General features: G+C 68.3%; 17 protein-coding genes and 1 pseudogene. 8 read left to right on the top strand and 10 right to left on the bottom strand.

Annotation, left to right across the window (positions count from 1 at the left end):
* Nucleotides 1-27 precede the first annotated feature (27 nt).
* From AC3B5T_RS06390 to AC3B5T_RS06420, 7 genes and pseudogenes are all read right to left on the bottom strand, one after another.
* Nucleotides 28-2,745 carry a fumarate reductase/succinate dehydrogenase flavoprotein subunit gene (locus AC3B5T_RS06390; protein WP_137811245.1) on the bottom strand — a complete coding sequence of 906 codons (2,718 nt, stop codon included), beginning with the start codon at nt 2,743-2,745 and terminating at the stop codon, nt 28-30.
* Between the two features lie 7 nt (nt 2,746-2,752).
* Nucleotides 2,753-3,484 carry an ABC transporter ATP-binding protein gene (locus AC3B5T_RS06395; RefSeq protein ID WP_171011705.1) on the bottom strand — a complete coding sequence of 244 codons (732 nt, stop codon included), beginning with the start codon at nt 3,482-3,484 and terminating at the stop codon, nt 2,753-2,755.
* A 68-nt stretch (nt 3,485-3,552) separates the two neighbouring features.
* Complete coding sequence (locus AC3B5T_RS06400) at nt 3,553-4,410, bottom strand: ABC transporter permease (protein ID WP_065631102.1); 858 nt, start codon at nt 4,408-4,410, stop codon at nt 3,553-3,555.
* On the bottom strand, nt 4,407-5,846 hold the full coding sequence (locus tag AC3B5T_RS06405; RefSeq protein WP_137810944.1) for an ABC transporter substrate-binding protein: 1,440 nt from the start codon (nt 5,844-5,846) through the stop codon (nt 4,407-4,409). The genes AC3B5T_RS06400 and AC3B5T_RS06405 overlap by 4 nt, the downstream gene beginning before the upstream one ends.
* Before the next feature lie 83 nt (nt 5,847-5,929).
* The gene (locus AC3B5T_RS06410) at nt 5,930-6,157 is read right to left on the bottom strand and encodes a 4Fe-4S dicluster domain-containing protein (RefSeq protein ID WP_010843879.1); all 228 of its coding nucleotides are present in this window, start codon (nt 6,155-6,157) and stop codon (nt 5,930-5,932) included.
* Nucleotides 6,154-6,846, bottom strand: a complete 693-nt coding sequence (locus AC3B5T_RS06415) for a GntR family transcriptional regulator (RefSeq protein ID WP_137810947.1) — start codon at nt 6,844-6,846, stop codon at nt 6,154-6,156. The genes AC3B5T_RS06410 and AC3B5T_RS06415 overlap by 4 nt, the downstream gene beginning before the upstream one ends.
* 245 nt (nt 6,847-7,091) lie before the next feature.
* A pseudogene (locus AC3B5T_RS06420) lies at nt 7,092-7,543 on the bottom strand (alpha/beta fold hydrolase); the annotation flags it as partial.
* A 56-nt stretch (nt 7,544-7,599) separates the two neighbouring features.
* Between AC3B5T_RS06420 and ilvD the strand changes: the two are divergent.
* Entirely contained in the window at nt 7,600-9,315 is a 1,716-nt protein-coding gene (ilvD, locus tag AC3B5T_RS06425; protein WP_065631105.1) for a dihydroxy-acid dehydratase, read from the top strand.
* A gap of 130 nt (nt 9,316-9,445) precedes the next feature.
* Nucleotides 9,446-9,712, top strand: a complete 267-nt coding sequence (locus AC3B5T_RS06430) for a lipopolysaccharide assembly protein LapA domain-containing protein (protein ID WP_065631106.1) — start codon at nt 9,446-9,448, stop codon at nt 9,710-9,712.
* A 37-nt stretch (nt 9,713-9,749) separates the two neighbouring features.
* Here AC3B5T_RS06430 and AC3B5T_RS06435 read toward each other — a convergent pair whose 3' ends face one another.
* From AC3B5T_RS06435 to AC3B5T_RS06445, 3 genes are all read right to left on the bottom strand, one after another.
* The gene (locus tag AC3B5T_RS06435; protein ID WP_480033910.1) at nt 9,750-11,039 is read right to left on the bottom strand and encodes an esterase/lipase family protein; all 1,290 of its coding nucleotides are present in this window, start codon (nt 11,037-11,039) and stop codon (nt 9,750-9,752) included.
* 112 nt (nt 11,040-11,151) lie between these two features.
* Nucleotides 11,152-11,799 (bottom strand): class I SAM-dependent methyltransferase, encoded by a 648-nt coding sequence (locus tag AC3B5T_RS06440; protein WP_226511951.1) that lies wholly within the window; start codon nt 11,797-11,799, stop codon nt 11,152-11,154.
* 84 nt (nt 11,800-11,883) lie between these two features.
* Nucleotides 11,884-13,047 (bottom strand): MalY/PatB family protein, encoded by a 1,164-nt coding sequence (locus AC3B5T_RS06445; protein ID WP_488358443.1) that lies wholly within the window; start codon nt 13,045-13,047, stop codon nt 11,884-11,886.
* A gap of 94 nt (nt 13,048-13,141) precedes the next feature.
* On the opposite strand from AC3B5T_RS06445, the gene AC3B5T_RS06450 reads away from it, so the two are divergent.
* From AC3B5T_RS06450 to AC3B5T_RS06475, 6 genes are all read left to right on the top strand, one after another.
* Nucleotides 13,142-13,933 carry an LLM class F420-dependent oxidoreductase gene (locus tag AC3B5T_RS06450; RefSeq protein WP_068972109.1) on the top strand — a complete coding sequence of 264 codons (792 nt, stop codon included), beginning with the start codon at nt 13,142-13,144 and terminating at the stop codon, nt 13,931-13,933.
* A 93-nt stretch (nt 13,934-14,026) separates the two neighbouring features.
* Nucleotides 14,027-16,054 carry a TPM domain-containing protein gene (locus AC3B5T_RS06455; RefSeq protein WP_277242379.1) on the top strand — a complete coding sequence of 676 codons (2,028 nt, stop codon included), beginning with the start codon at nt 14,027-14,029 and terminating at the stop codon, nt 16,052-16,054.
* 211 nt (nt 16,055-16,265) lie between these two features.
* On the top strand, nt 16,266-18,359 hold the full coding sequence (locus AC3B5T_RS06460; protein WP_277242378.1) for a PhoX family protein: 2,094 nt from the start codon (nt 16,266-16,268) through the stop codon (nt 18,357-18,359).
* A gap of 261 nt (nt 18,360-18,620) precedes the next feature.
* The gene (locus tag AC3B5T_RS06465; protein ID WP_277242377.1) at nt 18,621-19,424 is read left to right on the top strand and encodes an SDR family NAD(P)-dependent oxidoreductase; all 804 of its coding nucleotides are present in this window, start codon (nt 18,621-18,623) and stop codon (nt 19,422-19,424) included.
* A 78-nt stretch (nt 19,425-19,502) separates the two neighbouring features.
* Nucleotides 19,503-20,630, top strand: a complete 1,128-nt coding sequence (locus AC3B5T_RS06470) for a DUF5938 domain-containing protein (RefSeq protein ID WP_065631111.1) — start codon at nt 19,503-19,505, stop codon at nt 20,628-20,630.
* Between the two features lie 7 nt (nt 20,631-20,637).
* On the top strand, nt 20,638-22,167 hold the full coding sequence (locus tag AC3B5T_RS06475) for an acyl-CoA synthetase (protein WP_277242376.1): 1,530 nt from the start codon (nt 20,638-20,640) through the stop codon (nt 22,165-22,167).

The raw sequence follows: 22,167 nt of genomic DNA on the forward strand, positions 1-22,167 counted from the left end.
CGGCGCCGTGTGCCCGCGCAACGTCTCTCAGTGTGGGGCGAGCGAGCCCCGCAGACTCCGCCGGACCGCGGCCCGGACGTCGGCGTCCGGGTCGTCGGCGGCGCCCTCGAGGATCCGCCGGACCACCGGATCGTCGCTCCACTCCGCGAGGGTGAGGGCGGCAGCCCGCCGGACGTCGTTGTGGACATCCGCGATCGCCTTCTCCAGCGCCGAGACCGTCGCCTCATCACGTGCGACCGCGAGCCCCCGCGCCGCACCGACGCGCACCTGCCATGCGGTCTCACGTAACGCGCGGACGAGGACCGGGCCGTCGACAGCGCCGTCACCCACGACCGCCATCGCGGAGAACGCCGCGGCCCGGACGAGGGGATCGCGGTCGGCTCCGAGTGTCCGGACGGCCTCCACACCACCGCCCCCGACCGTCGACAGCCCGTCGGCCACCGCGATCCGGACCTCACGGTCGGGATCCGTTGCCAGGCCGGCGATCAGCTCGGACTCATCCCGTGACACCAGCGCGCGGATGGCCTCGATCCGGACGCGGTGGTCGGAATCCCCTGTGGCGGAAGCGAACAGGTCGACCCGATCGGCGCGCACGGCCCGCAGCAGGTCGACGACGGTCGCACGCACGACCGGGTCCGGGGACTCGGCGTGATTGGCGAGCGCGGACACGAACTCCGCGGTCGGATCGATGATCTCCACGAGTTCCCGCAGCCCCTGCGTCGCCGCTCCGCGGACCGGTGCCGCGGCGTCGGCCAACGCCCGGACCACGGCCATCTCGAACCCATCCGGGGTGTTCTCGGTCAGCACCGCGATCGCGGTCCGGCGGACCGTCGGATCCGGGTCTGCCAGATAGCCGGCGAGATCGGCGGCGTGGGTCACCGCGGTTCCGAGCAGTTCGACGATCCTCGGTGACGCCGTTGCCGTGGACTCGTCCTTCCTCGTGGTCTCGCGCACCGGGCTCTCGACACCGCGGTAGCCCGGGCCCGTCCACACGACAGGTTGCTCGATCGCGATCACCGTCCGGTCGGCCGGCGGGATGTGGTCCAGCCCCTCGACATCGACCAGGAAGGGTTCGACCGGCCGACCGAGGAACTCCATCGTGCCGTCGGCGGCCTTGCGGACGTTCAGGTGGTAGCCCCACTCGTCGTCCCGGCGCTCGGGCAGATCGGCACGCTCGTGATAGAGACCCCAACGACTCTCGGTGCGCGTCAACGAGCTCCGGGCCGCCAGTTCGGCGCAGTCGCGGATGAACGACACCTCCGCACACCGCATCAGTTCGTGCGGGGTCCGCCCGCCCATCTGCTCGATCTCCGAGCGCATGCGCTCGAAGGTCTCGATGGCGATGGCGAGCTTGTTCGACGTCTTTGGCGGCGCCACATAGTCGTTGACGAATCGGCGCAGCTTGTACTCCACCTGTGGCTGGGGTGGGCCGTCGGGGTGGGTCAGCGGTCGGTAGATCAGCTCGTGGGCGGCGCGCAGTTGGTCCATCGGCAGTTCGGTGGGCGCGGCCAGGTCGCGGGCGGTGTCGCTGGCATGCTGACCGGTGAGCTCGCCGTAGACGAATGCGCCGATCATGTAGTTGTGCGGCACGCACGCGAGGTCGCCGGCCGCATACAGGCCGTCGACGGTGGTGCGTCCGTGCTCGTCGACCCAGACGCCGGACGCGGAATGTCCACTGCACAGACCGATCTCGGAGATGTGCATCTCGATGTCGTGGGTACGGTAGTCGTGTCCGCGGTTGCTGTGAAACGTTCCCCGCGTGGGTCGTTCGGTGGTGTGCAGGATCGACTCGAGCGAATCCAGCGTCTCGTCGGGAAGGTGACTGACCTTGAGATAGATCGGGCCGCGCGCCGACTCGATCTCGGACTTCACCTCCGCCATCATGTCGCCCGACCAATAGTCGGAATCGACGAACCGCTCACCGTCGGCGTTCACCTGGTACCCGCCGAACGGGTTCGCCACATACGCACACGCCGGGCCGTTGTAGTCCTTGATCAGCGGGTTGATCTGGAAGCACTCGATGCCGCTGAGCTCCGCGCCCGCGTGGTAGGCCATCGAGTAACCGTCGCCGGCGTTCGTCGGGTTCTCGTAGGTGCCGTAGAGGTACCCGGAGGCGGGCAGGCCCAGGCGGCCGCAGGGCCCGGTGGCGAGAATGACCGTCTTGGCTCCGATCTCGACGAACTCGCCGGTGCGCGTGTGCAACGCGGCCGCACCCACCGCGCGCCCGCCCGCGGTCAGGACCCGGACGGGCATCAGCCGGTTCTCGATCGTGATCTTCTCGCGCATGTCCCGCTTGCGCAGGACGCGGTACAGCGCCTTCTTCACGTCTTTGCCCTCGGGCATCGGCAGGACGTACGACCCCGACCGGTGCACCCGGCGGACCGCGTACTCGCCGTACTCGTCCTTCTCGAACTTCACGCCGTAGCGTTCCAGACGACCGATCATTGCAAAGCCGCGAGTCGCTGTCTGATACACCGTCTTCTGGTTCACGATGCCGTCATTGGCTCGAGTGATCTCGGCGACGTAATCCTCGGGGGTGGCCTTGCCGGGGATGACCGCGTTGTTCACCCCGTCCATCCCCATGGCGAGGGCCCCGGAGTGGCGAACATGCGCCTTGTCGAGCAGCAAGACCGACGCGCCGTTCTCGGCGGCGGTGAGAGCGGCCATCGTCCCGGCGGTCCCGCCGCCGATGACCAGCACGTCACAGTCGAGCCGACTCCGGTCGGCGATGTCTGGGATATCCACTGCCGGTTCACTTCTCCAATGCATCGAGGATGGTGCGGCGAAGCCGCCGGGTGGCGTCGTCCCCGCGGCGATCCGGGTCGCGAGGGTGCGGGACGTCGACGGTGGCGCGGACGGTCTCGCCCGCACGGCCCAGTACGACGACCCGGTCGCCCAACAGCAGCGCCTCGTCGACGTCGTGGGTCACGAAGACCACGGTCGACGGGTGCGCCGACAGGGTCTGCAGCAGCAATCGCTGCATGGCGGTCCGTGTCTGCGCGTCGAGCGCCCCGAAGGGTTCGTCCATCAGAACCGCTCTCGGCGACCCGGCGAGGCCACGGGCGAGCTGCACGCGCTGACGCATGCCGCCGGACAACGACTTCGGCAGGTGGTCGGCGAAGCCGTCCAGACCGATCTCGGTGATCCACTGCTCGGCCTGATCCCGGCGGTGTCGCCGCGGGACGCCGCGCAATGTCAACGCCAGCAAGATGTTCCCGCGTACCGTCCGCCAGGGGTGCAGCGCATCGTCCTGGAACACCATGGCCCGATCCCGAGACGTGGTGCCAACCGGGTCGCCGTCTGCGAGGATTCGACCGCCGCGGACCGGCAGGAGACCCGCGACGGCGCGGAGGATCGTGGACTTCCCGCACCCGGACGGTCCCGTCAGGACGACGATCTCGCCGGCGCCGACGACGAGGTCGAAACCGTCGATCACCGTCGAGTCCCCGTAACCGATCCGAATGTCCTCGAGATCGAGCCGCATCGCGGCGACCGAGTCCGCCGTCAATGCCGTTGTCGTGGGGGCCATCGTCGCTCCTGCCGTCGTCGGGGTCATCGTTGCTCCTGCCCTCGCGGCAGCCAGCGGGTGACCCGCCGACCGATCACCTCGATCAGCCCCGACGTCAGTGCGCCGAGCACGCCGATGGTCAGCATGCCGACGAACACCTGCGGGTAGTCGACCACCGTGTACGCCTGCCACGTCCGGTATCCGACCCCGAGCCGGCCGGAGATCATCTCGGCGGAGATGAGGCAGATCCAGGCGACGCCGACCCCGACCGACAGCCCGCTGAACACACCCGGCGCGATGCCGGGCAGGATCACCCGGAGGACGACGTCTCGACGGGTGCCGCCCATCGTCCGCACCGAGTCCTCCCAGATCGTGGGCAGCGCCCGGACGGCATGGCGAGTCGCAACGAGGATGGGGAAGAACGCCGCGGCGAAGGTGATGAAGACCATGCCGGCCTCGTCGGTCGGCAACACCAGGATCGCGACCGGTACCAGGGCGATCGCCGGGATCGGACGGAGCACCTCGGTGAGGGTGCCGACCGTGAGTCGCGCTGTCCCGGAGCGGCCGAGGGCGATTCCCACCGGGATGCCGACGCAGACCGCCAGCGCGAATCCCGTACCGATCCGGATCAGCGACTGGCCGAGATCCAGGTAGTACTGCTCGGTGCCGAGAGCTGCCCAGAACGCATGGCCGACGTCGGTGAGCGAGGGAATGGTGTCGAACCTGGCCCACAGAACCACATCGTGCGTGGTCAGCAGCTGCCAGACGACACCGGCCACCACCAGGACCAGTATCCGGACTCCCCAGTGCCAGTATCGGTTCGACCCGTCCGGGGTCCGGGCCGGCACCGAATCGGTGGCCGTGTCGTCGACGGCGACCGATCCGATCGTCGCGGTGGTCATGACACGACTCCGGCAAGTGCCTGCTCGTACGTCACGTCGACGGCACCGGGATGCGTCGCGCGGTACTGTCGCGCGCTGTCGGTCGTGGTGAACGCGACGTACCGGTCACCCTCCCGCAGCCACACCGCCTTGTCGGCGAACCAGCGGGTCCCGAGCTGCGGGTCCGAGATGTAGGCGGCCCGGACTTCCTGCCCTTGTCGTCGAGCCTGTGCGACCCCGCGCAGCAAGCAGGTCGGATCAGCGGCGGGCTGGGTCCGCTCCTGTCCGCGCAACCAGATCTCACCGGCGGTCGCCGGGTCGACCGCGACCCCGCAGACCGGGTCGTCACCACGAGTGACGGAAGCATTGCCGCTGCGGCTCAGGGCTTCCGAGTAGTCGACGCCGGCCGCGGCGAAGGTCTCCTGCAGCGGCCCCGGATCGACGAAGGTGTCCAGGTCGATCTCGTGGGGGAAGCTGCCGATGGACTTCAGGTAGGGGACGTCGTTGCGCAGCGCCTCGACGAGGCCCGACTTGATGGCCGGATTGAAGTCCGTTCCGCCCGGGCCGTTGTAGAGGTAGACGACCTCGGCCGGGAGACCGCTGTTCTCCGCGACGAGTTCGGCGGCGGCGAGCGGGTCGCGGGTCAGGGACTCGGTCGAATCGAGCTGCGCGCGCAGGAAGGCCTGGACCACGTCCGGGTTCTCCTGCGCGTAGGCAGATCTCGCGACGACGCCGTGCAGGGTCGGAACCCCGAGCTGGGCTCCGTCATAGAGCAACCGAGCCTTGTCCTGGAAGACCAGGAGTCCGGGCCAGGCCACGAACTGGGCCAGGGCATCCGCCTTGCCCGACTCGAGCGCCGACGCGCCCACCTGCGGCTGTTGGTTCTGCACCTGCACCCCGGTGGTGGGGTCGATCCCAACGCGGTCGAGGGCCTGCACGAGCGTCCCGTGACCGGCCGATCCGACGCTGGCCGAGATTGACTTCCCGCGTAGATCGGCGATCGTCGTGGCCGGTGAATTCTGCGGGACCACAACCATGTTCAGCGAACCCCGCGGGCTGGATCCCGTGACCGACAGCATCTCGGTGCGGGTCTTCTCCTCGGCACCGGCACGGGATCCGTTGATCAGCAACGGATAGTCACCCATCGACCCGATGTCGATCTTGCCCGCGATCATCCCGGTCGTGATCGGCGCGCCGGTGTCGAAGTCCTGCCACTCGACCGTGTACTCCTGGCCGGTCCGCTCGGTGACCTCGGCGAGCCGCTTCTCGAACTGACCTTCCGCGCGTAGCAGGGTCCCGGCGGTCACCGTGTTGATCGTCTTCGACTGATAACCGACGACGACCCGGATGGCGTCGGTGTCACCGGTGTCCTCCAGCGAGCAGGCGGCACTGCCGAGGGCGACGGCGAGCGTGACGGTGATCGCCGCCAGTTGTCGGGATCGGAGACGTGTTCTCATCGGACGTCCTTTGGGCTGGGACCATGGGCATGGGTGATCGCCGCCGGTTGCGTTGCAGTACCGGCGTTGTGGGGCAGGAGATTTCAGCGGAGCAGATAGGGCATGTTGACGGTGACCGCACCCGTCGGGCATCGGACCGCGCACGGCCCGCAGTACCAACACTCGTCGACATGCATGAAGGCCTTGCCCGATTCCGGGTTGATCGCCAGCGAGTCGAGAGGACAGACCTCGACGCAGAGGGTGCAGCCCTCGATGCACAGCGATTCGTCGATGGTGACCGGCACGTCGACCCGGTTGTTGACCTGACTCATGAGCCGGCCGCCTCGCGTCGGGCGGTGCTCCGCAGACAGACTCGGTCACTGCGCATCCGGATGTACTCGAGATCGACGGGGCGGCTCTCGTGCGCGAGATGGGTCAGTCGTTCGAGCAGCAGCAGCGAGGTACCCGAACCGATCTCGAGATGCGCCGCCGAATGCGGGTCGGCGTCGACGGCCTCCACCGTCATCGTCGCGTGTCCGAGGGGTCCGCCGGCGATCTGCTCGAGAAGCGTGAACACGTCGTTGTTCTCGAGGTCGTGCTCGAGCAGCGGGATGCCGAGGTCCGGTACGAGATACGTGATGTCCAGGCTGATCGGCTCGTCGTCGAGGTAACGCAGCCGTTCGATGTAGACGGCCTGCGCGTCGGCGAGTTGCAGCCGTCTCGCGACGGCGCGGGGGGCATCGACGAGGGTGGCGATCTTGACCGTGTTGCGCACCTCGCCGTGCAAGCGGAATGTCTCTTTCAGTCCCTGCAGGGCATCGAGCCCATGATCGAGTTTGCGAGCCACCACGTGGGTGCCGATCCGTGGCGCTCGCTCGATCAGTCGTTCCTCGGTGAGGATCGCGAGTGCATCGCGGATGGTGTTGCGGGAGACGTTGAAGTCGGCGATGAGGGTGCGTTCGTCGAGCGACTCGGCGAGGTCGCCGTCGTGGATCTGTCGCCGGAGCACGTCGGCGACCATACGGGCGTTGTCCGCCCGGAGCCGTCCGGCTGCTGTGGTCCTGAGCTGCATGGATGGCACGATAACGTGATCGCGCCGGCCCCGGAATGCCTGTGCGCGGCGCTGGTCGCGACCCGGGGCGAATGCGCCACCGGCGGTACGCCGTGACCTGCGGCCCGTGCTCGGCCGCAGGTCATTGCGCCACCCTCGTGCGCCTCGGTCCGATTAGAATCACCGCGCTCACAATGCGGTGTCGGCCCCCCGGGTCAGCGCGGTTGCGTCGCGTCGACCGCTCGCAGCACCGTCCGCGAGACCGCATCGGGGCGCGACACCAACGACGCGTGCGAGGCGTTGACCTCGGCCGTGCGCCCGGGTGCGGCTCGTCCGGCCAGGAAGCGCTGCAGCGCCGGTGGGATCACGCGATCCTGCTGCGAGACGAGGTACCAGCTGGGCACCCGTGCCCACGACGGCGGTCCGGACGGTTCCAGGTTGGCGCGGAGCGCGGCGGATTTCTGGTGGGCGAACATGTCGGCGGCGACCGCGGGCGACACGTCCTGCGCGAAGATCTCCCGGAAGTACGGGCGCGCGATGTAACCGTCGACGTTGCGTCCGGCCACGCCGGTCGGTCGTTCTCGACCACCGTCAGCTGCAGGGCCGGCGGAAGGAGCCGGCTACCGGGATAGGTGATCGGGTTCAGCAGCCCCTGGACGAACTCGCCCGTGGTGCATCGGGTGTTCCGACCACTCGCCGGCGATGACCACTACTCTTGCCCTCATGACCAAGCGAACCGAACCGGACGCCGAGATCGACATCAAACCGCGTAGTCGCGACGTCACGGACGGCTTGGAGAAGACCGCGGCCCGCGGCATGCTCCGCGCGGTGGGCATGGGCGACGACGACTGGGTGAAACCGCAGATCGGCGTCGGGTCGTCGTGGAACGAGATCACGCCCTGCAACCTGTCGCTCGACCGGCTGGCCAAGGCGGTCAAAGAAGGCGTGCACGAGGGCGGCGGGTACCCGCTCGAGTTCGGCACCATCTCGGTCTCCGACGGCATCTCGATGGGTCACGAGGGCATGCACTTCTCGCTGGTGTCCCGCGAGGTGATCGCCGACAGCGTCGAAACCGTCATGAGCGCCGAGCGCCTGGACGGTTCGGTCCTGCTGGCCGGTTGCGACAAGTCCCTGCCCGGCATGCTGATGGCCGCGGCCCGACTCGACCTCGCGTCGGTGTTCCTCTACGCCGGGTCGACACTGCCCGGATACGCGACGCTGTCGGACGGCAAAGAGCGTCAGGTGACCATCATCGACGCCTTCGAGGCGGTCGGGGCGTGCTCGCGCGGACTTATGAGCCGGGAGGACGTCGACACCATCGAGCGCGCGATCTGCCCGGGTGAGGGTGCGTGCGGCGGCATGTACACCGCCAACACGATGGCCAGCGCGGCCGAGGCACTGGGGATGTCCATCCCGGGCAGTGCCGCACCCCCGGCCCCGGACAAGCGTCGCGACCAGTTCGCCCGCCAGAGCGGGGTCGCCGTCGTCGAGATGCTGCGCCGCGGGATCACCGCGCGCGACATCATGACCCGCGAGGCCTTCGAGAACGCGATCGCCGTGGTGATGGCGTTCGGCGGCTCGACCAATGCGGTGCTCCACCTCCTCGCCATCGCCAACGAGGCCGAGGTCGAACTGTCGCTCGACGACTTCATCAGCGTCGGCAGCCGGGTTCCGCACCTGGCCGACGTCAAGCCGTTCGGCCGGCACGTGATGACCGACGTCGATCGCATCGGCGGTGTGCCGGTGGTGATGAAGGCACTCCTCGACGCGGGCCTCCTGCACGGCGACTGCCTGACGGTGACCGGATCGACGGTCGCCGAGAACCTGGCGCACATCGCGCCGCCGGACCCGGACGGCCAGGTCCTGCGGGCCACGAAGTCGCCCATCCATCCCACCGGCGGCATCACCATCCTCAAGGGATCGCTGGCCCCGGAGGGCGCGGTGGTGAAGTCCGCAGGCTTCGACTCCGATGTGTTCGAGGGCACGGCACGGGTTTTCGACCGCGAACGCGCCGCGATGGACGCGCTCGAGGACGGCACGATCACCGCCGGGGACGTCGTCGTCATCCGGTACGAAGGCCCGAAGGGCGGACCGGGCATGCGGGAGATGCTCGCGATCACCGGCGCCATCAAGGGCGCGGGTCTCGGCAAGGACGTGCTCCTGATGACCGACGGCCGGTTCTCCGGCGGCACCACCGGTCTGTGCGTGGGTCACATCGCGCCGGAGGCCGTCGACGGCGGACCGATCGCTCTGGTCCGCGACGGCGACCGGATTCGGCTCGACGTCGGCCGCGGTCTCCTCGACCTCCTCGTCGACGACGACGAACTCGCTTCGCGCGCACAGGAGTTCACTCCCCTGCCCCCGCGGTACACGCGCGGCGTGCTGGCGAAGTACTCCAAGCTCGTCACCTCGGCGTCGCAAGGGGCGGTCTGCCGCTGAGCGCGGTACCGGTCCCGCTGGACCCCTTGAACCCCGGTGCCGGCGTCAGGTTGCGGTTTGTCCCGGATTGCGGGACAAATCGCAACCGGATCTCCGGTGACCGCCGTCGAATGCGCCTACAGTCTCTGGCATGGCCAAAGACCGTGGCACCCCGAAACCCACCACTGGGAAATCGTCCGCGCTGTCGAAGGTGTCTCTGCCGCAATGGATTGCGCTTGGACTGACCGTTCTCGCGGTGGTCTTCATCGTGCAGAACCGGACCACGGTGCGCATCGACCTGTTCTGGGTGAGTGTCGAGTCCCCGCTGTGGTTCATCCTGGCCGTGGTCTTTCTCGTCGGCTGGGTCGTCGGCGTACTCGCCGCGCGCGGACGTTACCGGCAGCGCCGTCCGCACTGAACCGAACGCCGCCGCGCCGACGAATCCGCGAGCCCCCTCACGACGACCGACCGGACGGCAAGGCCTTTCGCGGGGTGAGGTGACCGAGCAGCCAGTCGTAGATCGCGTCGCTGTTCAGCAGGGTGAAATGGTGCGCGTTGCCGATGTGGAACCCCTCCTGGAACTTCAGCCCGCGACGCTGCCGCGTGTGCTGCCCGCGCCCACTCGGCGCGAGCACCAGGCCGTCACCCAGCAGACGCCCGACCGGGTGGTCGGGGTCGCGGGTGATCGTCGCGGTGACGAAGAGATGGCGAGCGCCCGCCAGCAGCGGCACGTCGGCGCCGGGCGGCTGTGACCACGCGTCCGGGTCGTGACCTATCCAGTCGTCATCGGTCAGGCTGCCGTGGAACAGGTCTCGCACCCCGGCACTCCGACGACGCAACAATGAGCCGATCGGGCGGGTGACCGGCGTCCGGTTCAGCGCATTCGTGGCCAGGTGGACACCGCGAGCGAGTGGAGCCCCGAGGTGCGGCGTGCCGAGGCACACCGTCTCCGACACCAGGCCCGTCCAGTAGTCGCCGCGCTGATCGGCTGCGTGGCAAGCACTTCGGACAACCAACCCACCCATCGAATGCCCGATGAGGGTCAGTCGTGTCACCGGCGTCGGCCAGAGCAGGACGAGTGCGTCGAGAAGGTCGGCGAGGGCGCGGCCGTTCTCGCTGATGTGGCGACCGGTGTTGTAACGGACCTGGACCTCGGTGGCGCCGATGTCGTGGGTCAGCCGCTCGCCGTAGGTCGGTTGCCGGGCGCCGGGAGCGGAGCGAGCGGGCCCAGTCTGCTTCGGTCTGAGCGACCACGCGAACTCCGACTCCATCAGGCCGTGCAGGAACACGACGACGTGTCCACCCGCGTCGGGGAAGCCATCGCGGAGCGACTCGACGTCGAGGGAGACCGGCCGGCCGTCGACGCGGATCGACATGTCGGCCGTGAGGGGCGAGTCCGCGGTGTCCAGTTCATCGCCGATGAGACCGTTGAGGATGCCGAGGAGCACCGCGCCTCGAGGGGTGTGCGAGGGCGCGCGGCCCTCCGACCAGGGCACATGGTCCGCAGCCGACCGGCCGGCGTCGAGGGCAGCGGTGATCGAGTTGTACGTCCCCTCGCTGACGGCGTCATGCACCATCCGCGCGGTGTCGACGGAACTCCCCAGGACAGGCCGGAGCATCCGGAAGACGCCCCCGGCGATGACGCGGTGCATCGCTCCGACGCCGCGCGTCGCAGCGCCGGCCTCGTACAGCCCGAGATCGGTGAGGGCCCGCAGCTCGGACTCACGCGTGGTCGTGGCGGTCATGCCCCGAGTGTACAGATGTGCACTCAATTGCGGACCGTCCGATCACAATCGCCGGGCAACGCAGATCCGATTGCGTTTTGTCCCGGCTACCGGGACAAAACGCAAGGGGATCTCAGGCGGCCAGTCTCCGCGCCCGGAACACCACGTCGTGGGTGTGGTGACCTCCTCCTGCGGCCCGTCCACGTGCCCGCGTCTCGTCGGTGACGATTTCCCAACCGTCGCCGAGCAGTCCCGCGAAATCAGCGGGTTGGACGTAGGCATCAGGGTCGAAGCCATGTGCACGCACACCCTCGGGGGCGTGTGCCACGACGAGCAGGGACCCGCCGGGGCCGACGGCTTCGACCAGCCGCCGCGCGGCGTCCAAACCCTCCTTCGGGATCGGAAAGTAGTGCAGCGTCACGAGGTCGACGCCGGCCGCCGGGACGTCATCGGCGATCACGTCTGCACGCAACCACGTGATCGACGGCCGCGGATCGATCTCACGGGCCCGATCCACCGCGACCTGCGAGATGTCGAGGGCCGTGACCTGCCATCCGCGATCGGCGAGCCATCGGGCGTCGGCACCCTCACCCGACCCGACGTCGAGCGCGGTGCCCGGTTCGATGTCCGACACCTCGGCGACGAGCGCAGGGTTGACGTCGGAGGTCCACAGACGGTCCGCGCTGCGGTACCGCTCGTCCCACCCTTCGGCGGTTCCCGGATCGTTGCTCCCCCGGGACTCGGTCGCGGCCTCGGGGCGATGGCTGTTCTCGGTGGTCATGCCTCCGACTGTGGCACGCACCGTCGTGAGCGGCAAGGACGGTTGCCGATCCGGCAAGAAGTGATGGTGGAGGGAGACCCCGGGTCAGTGCACCACGCCCGCGATCCGCCGGATGGCCTCGGTGAGCACGTCGGCGGAGCAAGCGATGTTGAGTCGAACGAAACCGGCACCCGGATTCCCGAAGGCGTGTCCGTAATGCAGGGCGACGCGGGCTTTGTCGAGAATGACGAGCCCGGGGTCGTCGCCCAGCCCGGTCTCGCGGAAGTCGAGCCAGGCGAGATACGACGCCTCCGGCCGCGTGTACCGCACCGTCGGAAGATACTGCGCGAGCAGCAGTTCGAGGAGATCGAAGCTCTCCCCGATGACCTCGAGGGTGGCGTCGAGCCACTCATCACCGTGCGCCAATGCCGCTTCGGTCGCAGCGCGGCCCAGAATGCTCGTGCGATAGCGCACCTCGTCGGGTTGCCGCGCGATCAGAGCCCGGCCCCGATCCGACGCGACAACCGTGAGCGCGCACTTGGCACCGGCGAGATTGAAGGCCTTGCTCGCCGAATGTGCGGCCACGCCGACGTCACGCGCCGTGTCGCTCACCGCGAGGAACGGGACGAACTCCACGCCGGGGTGGACCAGGGGCGCATGGATCTCGTCACTGACGACGGTCGCGCCGTGTGCCGCGGCCAAGTCGGCCAGTCGTGCGAGGTCGGTGGCGTCGTGGACGAGGCCGAGCGGATTGTGCGGGTGGCACAGTAGGACCGCCCGGGCGCCGGCGGCGAGGGCGCGTTCGATGCCCGCCAGATCCATCCGCCAGGCCGTCGACGACGACCCGCGTTCCTCGAGGAGGGGCACCTCGAGCACACGACCGCCGACCTCGGGGATGAGTTCGAAGAACGGCGGATAGACCGGCGGCATCAGGACGACGCCGTCGCCGGGACTGATCGCGACGCGCAGACTCTCGACGATGACGACGCTCACGTCGGTCGTCGAGCTGACGTCAGCCGGATCCACCCGCCACCCCCACCGACGGTCGGCGAACCCGGCGAAGGCCTCCCCTGCCGAGCCCGAGGTCGCCGCGTAACCGATGTCGGACGCACGTACTCGGTCGATGATGGCGTCGGCGACCACCGGTGCGAGCGGATAGTCCATCTCCGCGATGAACAGCGGTAGTACGTCGTCGGGGTGCGTGCTCCACTTCGCGCTCGTACGACGGCGTAGTTCGTCGAGCGGCGGTGCGACCGGTCTGATGCTCACCGCTACTTCGTACCGCCGATGCCAACGTGGCACCACCAGTGCGCGGCCACCATGTCCGTCGACGATTCCGCCGTCAGCGGGCAGACTGGTCGGCATGGCCTTCCCCATTCGCATCGGTGTCCAGATCCAGCCCCAGCACGCACCCGAGTACTCGCTGATCCGTGACGCGGTCCGCCGCGCCGAGGACACGGGCGTCGACATCGCGTTCAACTGGGATCACTTCTATCCGCTCTACGGCGCTCCCGAGGGCGAGCACTTCGAGTGCTGGACGATGCTCGGCGCCTGGGCCGAGCAGACCTCTCGGGTGGAGATCGGTGCGCTCGTGACCTGCAACTCGTACCGGAATCCGGAGTTGCTCGCCGACATGGCCCGCACCGTCGACCACATCAGCAACGGCCGTCTGATCCTGGGCGTCGGAGCCGGCTGGTTCCAGAAGGACTACGACGAGTACGGCTACGACTTCGGCACAGTCGGTTCCCGGTTGAACGATTTCGGTGCCGCCCTCCCGCGGATCAAGTCGCGGCTGGCCAAGCTGAATCCGGCTCCCACCCGCGACATCCCGATCCTCATCGGCGGCAGCGGCGAGAAGAAGACGCTGCGCTACATCGCCGAGCACGGCGACGTCTGGCACGGCTTCAACGACGTCGAGCAGTACCGGCACAAGTCCAAGGTGCTGGCCGAGCACTGCGCCGCCGTGGGTCGAGATCCCGAGACCATCGAGCGGTCGTCGGGCGTGCAGTTCGACGGGGACACCGACGCGCTGCTGCGCGATGCGGATGCACTCGCCGACGAGGGCGTCACGCTGTTGACCGTCGGCGTCACCGGTCCCGACTATGACCTCACCGCTCTCGAGGCGCTGTGCCGGTGGCGCGACTCGCGGAACTGACCGCGTAGCACCCGGGCGCATCCGCGCCCGGGTGCCGACACTCCCCCGAAGGCGTCGACGACACCGCACGCCCGCACGGCTAGGTTTGTGATCATGCATCGAGTGCCGGCACTTCGGGAACTGCTGACACGCGCGGCTTCGGCGGTCGCGCTGACGGGACTGCTGGGCGTCCTCATGGCCCTGGCGTCTCCCGGCGCGGCGTCGGCGGAGCCGCCCACCCGGCTGCCGAACTACGTCGTCGACTCCGCCGACGCGATCTCCCCGGCGCAGCGCACCGAACTCGAGACGGCCATCGATTCGCTCTACAACGCCCACGCGGTCCAGATGTGGGTCGTGTACGTCCGCGATTTCGACGGTCTGACCAGCGAGGAATGGGCGGATCGGACCGCTGCCGCCAGCGAGCTGGGTGACCATGACGCCCTGCTCGCCGTCGCCACCGAGGACCGGGCGTATCGGTTCTTCGCACCGGACAGTGTGGGCGGTCTCGATCAATCGACTCTCGAAGAAGTCGCGAACGACGACGTCGTCCCGCAGTTGCGCGACGAGAACTGGGCAGGTGCGGGCCTGGCGGCGGTCAACGGACTCTCCGGCGCACTAGATCCGAACCACACCGGCCTCATCGCAGCCGGCGTCGCCGGCGGCGTGGCCATCCTCGGTGGCGGCGGCGCGTACCTCTACTCCCGACGCCGCAGGCAGCGTCGTATCGACGACAGCGTCGAGACCCTGCGCGAGCAGGAACTGACGGTCGACCAGTTGGCCGCGCAACCCGTCGAGGTGCTCGACCCGTGGTCGCGTGAGGTGCTCACCGACCTCGACAACGCCATCCGCACCAGCAAGGAAGAGCTCCAGTTGGCGGTCGGCGAGTTCGGTGAGGCCGAGACGGCTCCGTTCACCGACACCGTGCGGCACGCCGAGCAGGCGCTCGGACGGGCGTTCGCGCTGCGCCAGCGTCTCGATGACAACGTTCCCGAGACCGACGACGAACGGCGCTCGATGCTCGTCCAGATCATCACCACCTGCACCGAGATCGACAGCACTCTGGACGACCACGTCGAGAATTTCGACGCGATGCGCAACCTCCTCATCAATGCGGACTCGCGATTCGACTCCATCACCCAGCAACTCATCGGTCTACGTGCCCGTCTGGAGACGGCGTCGCAGCAGCTGACCGAGCTCATCGGCAAGCACGGCGAGGCCACGTTGACCTCCATCCTCGACAACGTCGATCTCGCCCGAGCCCAGATCGACTTCGCCGAGGCGACCGCGGATCAGGGGCGTGCCGCCATCGCCGCACCGGTGGGTCAGCAGGGACCGGCCGTCGCTGCGATCCGCTCGGCCGAGGGATCGATCGAGCAGGCGACCACGCTGCTCGACGCCATCGATCATGCAGACGCGAACATCGCCGTCGCCCGCTCGCGGATGCCGGCGCTCATCGCCGAGGTGGACGATGAACTGGCCGAGGCCAACGTCCTGGCACAGACCGGCGGGACGTCGCTGGTGACCGCGATCGAGGTCGCGAGCGCCGCGGTCGCGAATGCCCGCAGCAACTTCGACGCCGATCCGCTGGGTACCTTCACGGCGCTCGTCGACGCCGATGCCGATCTCGACGACGCACTCGCCGCGGCGCGGGACGCCGCTGCCGAGCGCATCCGTCGGGCACAGGTCCTCACCGCGGCACTCGAATCGGCGGAGGCCAAGGTGACAGCGGCCGCCGACTTCATCGGCACCCGGCGGGGGGCCGTGCAGTCCACGGCACGTACCCGACTGGCGGAGGCGCAGCGGCTTCTGCAGTCCGCGACGGACGCCGCTGCCACCGATGCACCGGTGGCGACCGCGACCGCACGTCGCGCCGGTTCCCTGGCCGACCAGGCGCTCATGGCCGCTCAGACCGACGTCGTCGACTGGCAGTCGCAACAGCGACATCCGGGCGGCTCGTCCACCGCCGGTGCGGTCCTCGGCGGAATCCTCGTCGACAGCTTTCTACGCGGCACCGTCGCGGGACGCGGGGGTGGCTTCGGTGGCGGCGGCTTCGGCGGCGGCTTCGGGAGCGGCGGACGCAGCCCCGGTTCCTTCGGTGGTTCCGGATCGTCGGGCCGGATCGGAACCGGCGGGCGGTTCTAGGCCCCGGCGCCGGGAGCGCAGCGAGGGGCCGAATCAGCACGGCGCCGGGAGCGGGCCGGATCGACATGGCCGCGTGATGTTCCACGTGGAACCAACAGGGGTGTTGGGTTGCCGTTAACGCTCGGGTGACCATCGGTTCGTTTCATCCTCCTAACGTGCTCCTCGTCGTGCGCCGGCCCCGTGGCGCGACCATGTTTTCAGAGGAGCCCGTGTGCGTATTCCGTTGCAGCTGTTCATGTCCACCGGTGAGGATGCCGGACGTTCGTCCCGCGCCTACGTGACCTGCCGCTACAAGTGCGGCGACGCGTGCCGCCACGATCCCGGGAACACCAGCGACAACAACTACTTCCGGGACGTCGTCCGCACCGCGGTCTCGCGTCGAAGCGTTCTCAAGACCTCGGCCGGTGCAGCGGTGGCCGTCGGTGCGACCTCACTTCTCGCGGCGTGCGGTGATTCCGGGTCGTCGGAGTCGGCCTCGTCGTCGAGCGGTGCGGCATCCGGAGATGCGATGCCGGGCATGAACTTCGCCGCCGTCGCGCCGAACACCGAGGACGCCGTGGTGATCCCGGACGGGTACCGCCAGGAGGTGGTGATCAGGTGGGGCGACCCGATCCTGCCCGGCGCTCCCGAGTTCGACTTCGCCAATCAGACGCCCGAGGCGCAGGCCGGGCAGTTCGGCTTCAACAACGACTTCGCCGGCCTGATCCCGGTCGACGGCGTCGCCGATCACCACTACCTGGTCGCCAACCTGGAGTATCCGACCGAGCCCTTCATGTTCGCCGGCTACAAGGAAGGCGAACCCACCGAGCAGCAGGCCCGCATCGCCATGGCGTCGGTCGGCATCGCAGTCGTCGAGGTCACCGCGCAACCCGGCAGCGGAGCTCTCAAAACCGTTGTGGGCCCTCGGAACCGACGTCTGACTGCCTCGAGCCCGTTCCGCCTCACCGGCCCGGCCGCGGGCAGCGAGTTCGTCAAGACGGCCGCGGACCCGGCCGGCACCACTGTCCTGGGCACCTTCGCCAACTGTTCCGGAGGTCTCACCCCGTGGGGCACGATGCTCTCCGGGGAGGAGAACTTCAACAACTACTTCGCGAACCCGAGCGCCGTCACCGACGCCAAGGCCAAGGAGCGGCTCGAGCGCTACTCCTTCGAGGACGACGGCGACGAGCACTACTGGGGACGGTTCGACAAGCGCTTCGACCTGGCCGTCGAGCCGAACGAGGGGAATCGCTTCGGTTACATCGTCGAGCTGGATCCGCACGACCCGAATTCCGTTCCGGTGAAGCACAGTTCGATGGGCCGGTTCAAGCACGAATCGGCGAACATCTACGTGGTCGGGAGCGGGCCGGACAAGGACACCGTCGTCGCCTACAGCGGTGACGACGAAAGGTTCGAGTACATCTACAAGTTCGTCTCCAGCCGCAAGATGAAGTCCGGCCTGTCGAAGACGGCCCGCGACCACAACATGGGCATCCTCGACGAAGGCACGCTCTACGTCGCCACCTTCACCGGGGACTCCCCCGACCCGGTGGACGGCACCGGAACCCCGCCCGCCTCAGAGAAATTCGCCGGGAAGGGGTCCTGGAAGCCGCTGCTGACGGTCAATGCCGACGGTTCGGCACGCTCGTACATCCGCGGCATGTCCCCCGCCGAGGTCGCGGTGTTCACCCGGCAGGCCGCCGACACCGTCGGCGCGACCAAGATGGACCGGCCCGAGGACATCGAACCGAATCCGAAGTCCGGCAAGGTCTACTGCGCGCTGACGAACAACGACGATCGCGGCACCGATGGTGAAGCGCCTGCCGATGCGGTGAACCCCCGCAACGAGAACAAGAACGGTCAGGTCCTCGAGATGACCGACGACCACACCGGCACCGAGTTCACCTGGGAACTCCTGCTGGTGTGCGGCGACCCGGCTGCTGCCGACACCTACTACGGCGGGTTCGACAAGACCAAGGTCAGTCCGATCTCCTGCCCCGACAACGTCGCGTTCGATCCCCATGGCAATCTGTGGATCTCCACGGACGGCAACGCACTCGACAGCAACGACGGGTTGTTCGCGGTCGCCCTGGACGGCGATCGACGCGGGGAGACCAAGCAGTTCCTGACCGTGCCCAAGGGTGGCGAGACCTGCGGTCCGATCATCGACACCAATCGTGTCTTGATCGCGGTTCAGCACCCCGGCGAACTCGACGACCACTCCGCGGACAACCCGGCGTCGCACTGGCCCGACGGCGGACAGTCGCAGCCCCGGCCCTCCGTCGTCGCCGTGTGGCGGGACAACGGAGGCGAGATCGGCGTCTGACCACACCTCGTCATCCGAGCACCCTCGAGTCCTGGCCACTGCCGCCCGGCTCGGGGGTGTTCTGCATCTCCCACCAGGACTGTCCAGCGGCACCGAGCCGTTGACCTGGATCTTTCGTGGCCCGCACCCCGATCGTGACAGTCGTCAAGGTTTTTCTTGACGAGTGTCAAGACTCGGGCTTAGTGTGGCGTGCAGCACATGTCGCCTCAACTGTGTCTTGCTTCTCCGCCTCGGCCGAGGCGGTCTCACGGAGGTGGAACGATGACGAGTTATGACCTGACCGGGCGGACGGCACTGGTCACCGGTGGCGCGCAGGGCCTCGGTGCCGGGATGGCCGAGGCGCTCGCCGCAGCCGGCGCGTCCGTCGCGATCGGCGACGTGAACTCCGACGGCGGTCGGCAGACGGTCGAAACGCTTCGGGCACAAGGCGCGAAGGCCGAATTCGTCGCGCTCGACGTGACCGACGACGCGGCCTGGGAGTCGGCCGTGGCGTCGACCGTCGAGTCGCTGGGCGGGCTCGACATCGTCGTGAACAACGCCGGCATCGAGGTGACGAACCTCCTGGTCGATCTCGACGCCGGCGAGGCGTCGAAGATGCTCGACGTCAACGTGCTCGGTACCGCCCTCGGCGTCAAGCACGCGTTCCGCGCGATGCGTCCCGGCGGCATCGCGGGCAAGGGCGGAGCCGTCGTGAACATCGCATCCGTCGCTGCGACAATCGCTTTCCCCGGCATCAGCGTCTACTCCGCGACGAAGTCGGGTATCGACCGCCTCACCCGGGTGGCGGCCGCCGAATCCGGCAAGCTCGGCTACGGAGTGCGCGTCAACTCGATCTATCCCGCCCTCACCCCGACCGCGATGGGCAACAAACTCGCCGTCGAGACCGCGGCACTGGGCCTGTTCGAATCCCCGGAGGCCGCTGCCCAGGCGGTCGCGGAGCTGACACCCCTGGGCCGGCTCGGACAGGTCGACGACATGGCCGACGCCGTGGTCTTCCTCGTCTCCGACGCCGCGAAGTTCATCACCGGTGCCGGACTGCCGGTCGACGGCGGCATGGGGATGTGATCCCGCCGACGTCCACTGCCGCAACGCTTTTCCGAACACCCGCATCGAACACCCGAACCAGACACGAGGAGTCCCACCATGCCCACTGACAAACGCGTCGTCGTCTACGGAGCTTCCGGATACACCGGCCGACTGATCTGTGAGTACCTGCGCGAGTACAACATCCCGTTCCTGGCCGCGGGCCGCGACCACGCCCGACTGAAGAGCGCCGTCGAGGCGGTGCCGGGCATCGACACGGTCGCGTACGACATCGTCGAGGTCGAGCACACGGTCGAGGCGCTCACCGAGGCCTTCCGCGGTGCCGACGTCGTACTGAACACGGTCGGCCCGTTCGCCCGCTACGGTCACGAGGTCGTCCAGGCCTGCCTCGAGATCGGGGCCCACTACACCGACACCAACGGTGAGCAGAACTGGATGATCGATGCCGAGGCGCAGTACGGAGCCGAATTCGCCTCTCGCGAACTGGTGTTGACGCCCGGCCTGGCGCAGATGTACTCGATCGGCGAGATCGCCGCGAACATCTGCCTGGAGAACCCCGGACTGGACACCCTCGACATCCAGGTGTTCTGGAAGGGCCACCCGACCGTCGCGTCGACCAACACGATCCTCACCAATGCCGCATTCGCGAAGGCGTACTACCTCGAGGAGAACGAGTACGTCGAATGGCCGGCGGACGCGGGTCTGTACACGGTCAGCGTGCCCGGTCAGCACGACCTCGGTCTCGCTCTGCCCTGGGGCGGTACATCACACCCGGTGTGGTTCAAGAACGACCCGCGCGTGGCCACCGCCAAGGCACTCGGCGGCGTCTTCAACCGGCCACTGATGCAGGGCGTACCGGTTCTGGTGGCCGCCGCGCTCGAACAGATGGAGGGCAAGTCCGAGGAGGAGAAGTACCGGATCATCGACGAGCAGTCGGCCGCCATCCGCAGCGAGATGCCCCCGCGTGAGAACCCGCGCCTGAACACCTCGCTGGACTCGGTCTACGCCTCCGGTCCGCTGGGCCGCGCGCACTGCGTGATCCACGGCAACTCCAACTACAAGCAGACCGCCCTGCTCAACGCGCACGCCGCGAACGAACTCCTCCAGGCCCGCCCCCGCCGTGTCGGCTTCGTCTCGAGCTGCCAGGCGTTCGGCCATCGCGAATTGCTCGGCACACTTCGCGCTTTCGGTCTGGTCCTGGACCCGATCGTCACCGTGCACCGCTGAGGACGACATGCGACTCTCAGAGTACCTCGACAAGGGCGCCTCGCTGGGGCGCGACGCGCCGTGCCTCACCGCCGGCGGGGTCACCTCGACCTACGGCGAGGTCCAGGATCGGTCCACTGCCATCGCGGGTGCGTTGCAGCACAACGGGATCGAGGCCGGTGACCGGGTCGCCGTCCTCTCGGCCAACGATTCGCTGGCCCTGACGTGCGTCTTCGGCATCTCGCGTGCGGGTGCCGTGTGGTGCCCGGTCAATCCGCGCAACGAGGCCGAGGAGAACCGACAGCTGTTCGATCTCTTCGGGTGCCGGCTGCTGTTCTTCCAGGCGAAGTTCGCCGGCCTGATCGAGAAGATCAAAGATCAGCTCCCGCAATTGGACCGGTTGATCTGTCTGGACGGCGACGTCGACTGGGCGACGCCGTTCGACGGCTGGCTCGACGAACATCGGGCCGAACCGGACGAACGCCGACGACCAGATGGCGGTCTGTGCATGCTCGCCGGTACCGGCGGGACGACCGGCCGACCGAAGGGGGTGCGGCTCACCGAGGACAACATGATGACCTCGACGGCACTGGCGTTGATGAGCTACCCGTTCGGTGAGCGCCCCCGGTATCTGGCGCTCGCCCCGCTGACCCACTCGGCGGGGGTGCTGACTTTCCCCATCCTCAGCCTCGGCGGTGAGGTCGTGATCATGGCGGCACCGGACATCGGGGAGTTCCTGGCGCTGATCGAGCGGCATCGCATCACGCACGCCTTCCTCCCGCCGACGGTGATCTACGGGGTGCTCGACCATCCCGACCTCGACCGTCGGGATCTGAGCTCGCTGCGATGTCTGTGGTACGGCGCGGCACCGATGTCGCCCACGCGGCTGGAAGAAGCACTGACGCGTATCGGACCGGTGCTCGGCCAGTTGTTCGGGCAGACGGAGGCGCCGAACATGATCGCCACCCTCGCGCCCGCCGAGCACTTCCATGGCGATGGGTCGATGGCCACCGAGCGGTTCGGATCGGCCGGTCGGCCGACACCGCTGACCACGGTCGCGATCATGGCCGAGGACGGGTCGCTGCTGAGTCGTGGCGAGCGCGGGGAGATCGTTGTCCGGGGACCGCTCGTGATGGACGGTTATCACGAGAACCCCACGGCCACGGCCGAAGTGAGCGCGTACGGCTGGCATCACACCGGCGACATCGGCTACCTCGACGACGACGGCTACCTCTTCGTCGTCGACCGCGCCAAGGACATGATCATCACCGGCGGGTTCAACGTGTACTCGGCCGAGGTGGAACAGGCGTTGCTGGCCCATCCGGCGGTGAAGGACTCGGCCGTCATCGGGCTGCCCGATCCCAAATGGGGCGAACGCGTGACGGCCGCCGTCGAACTGCGTGCGGGGCACGACGTCGACACCGAGGAGCTCATCGCCTTCGTCAAGGAACGGATCGGCAGCGTCAAGGCGCCGAAGGAGATCGAGATCTGGACCGAGCTGCCGCGGTCCAAGGTCGGCAAGATCCTGAAGACCGAGGTCCGGGGGGCATTCAGCTGA

It is taken from the genome of Gordonia sp. G4, assembly GCF_057770005.1.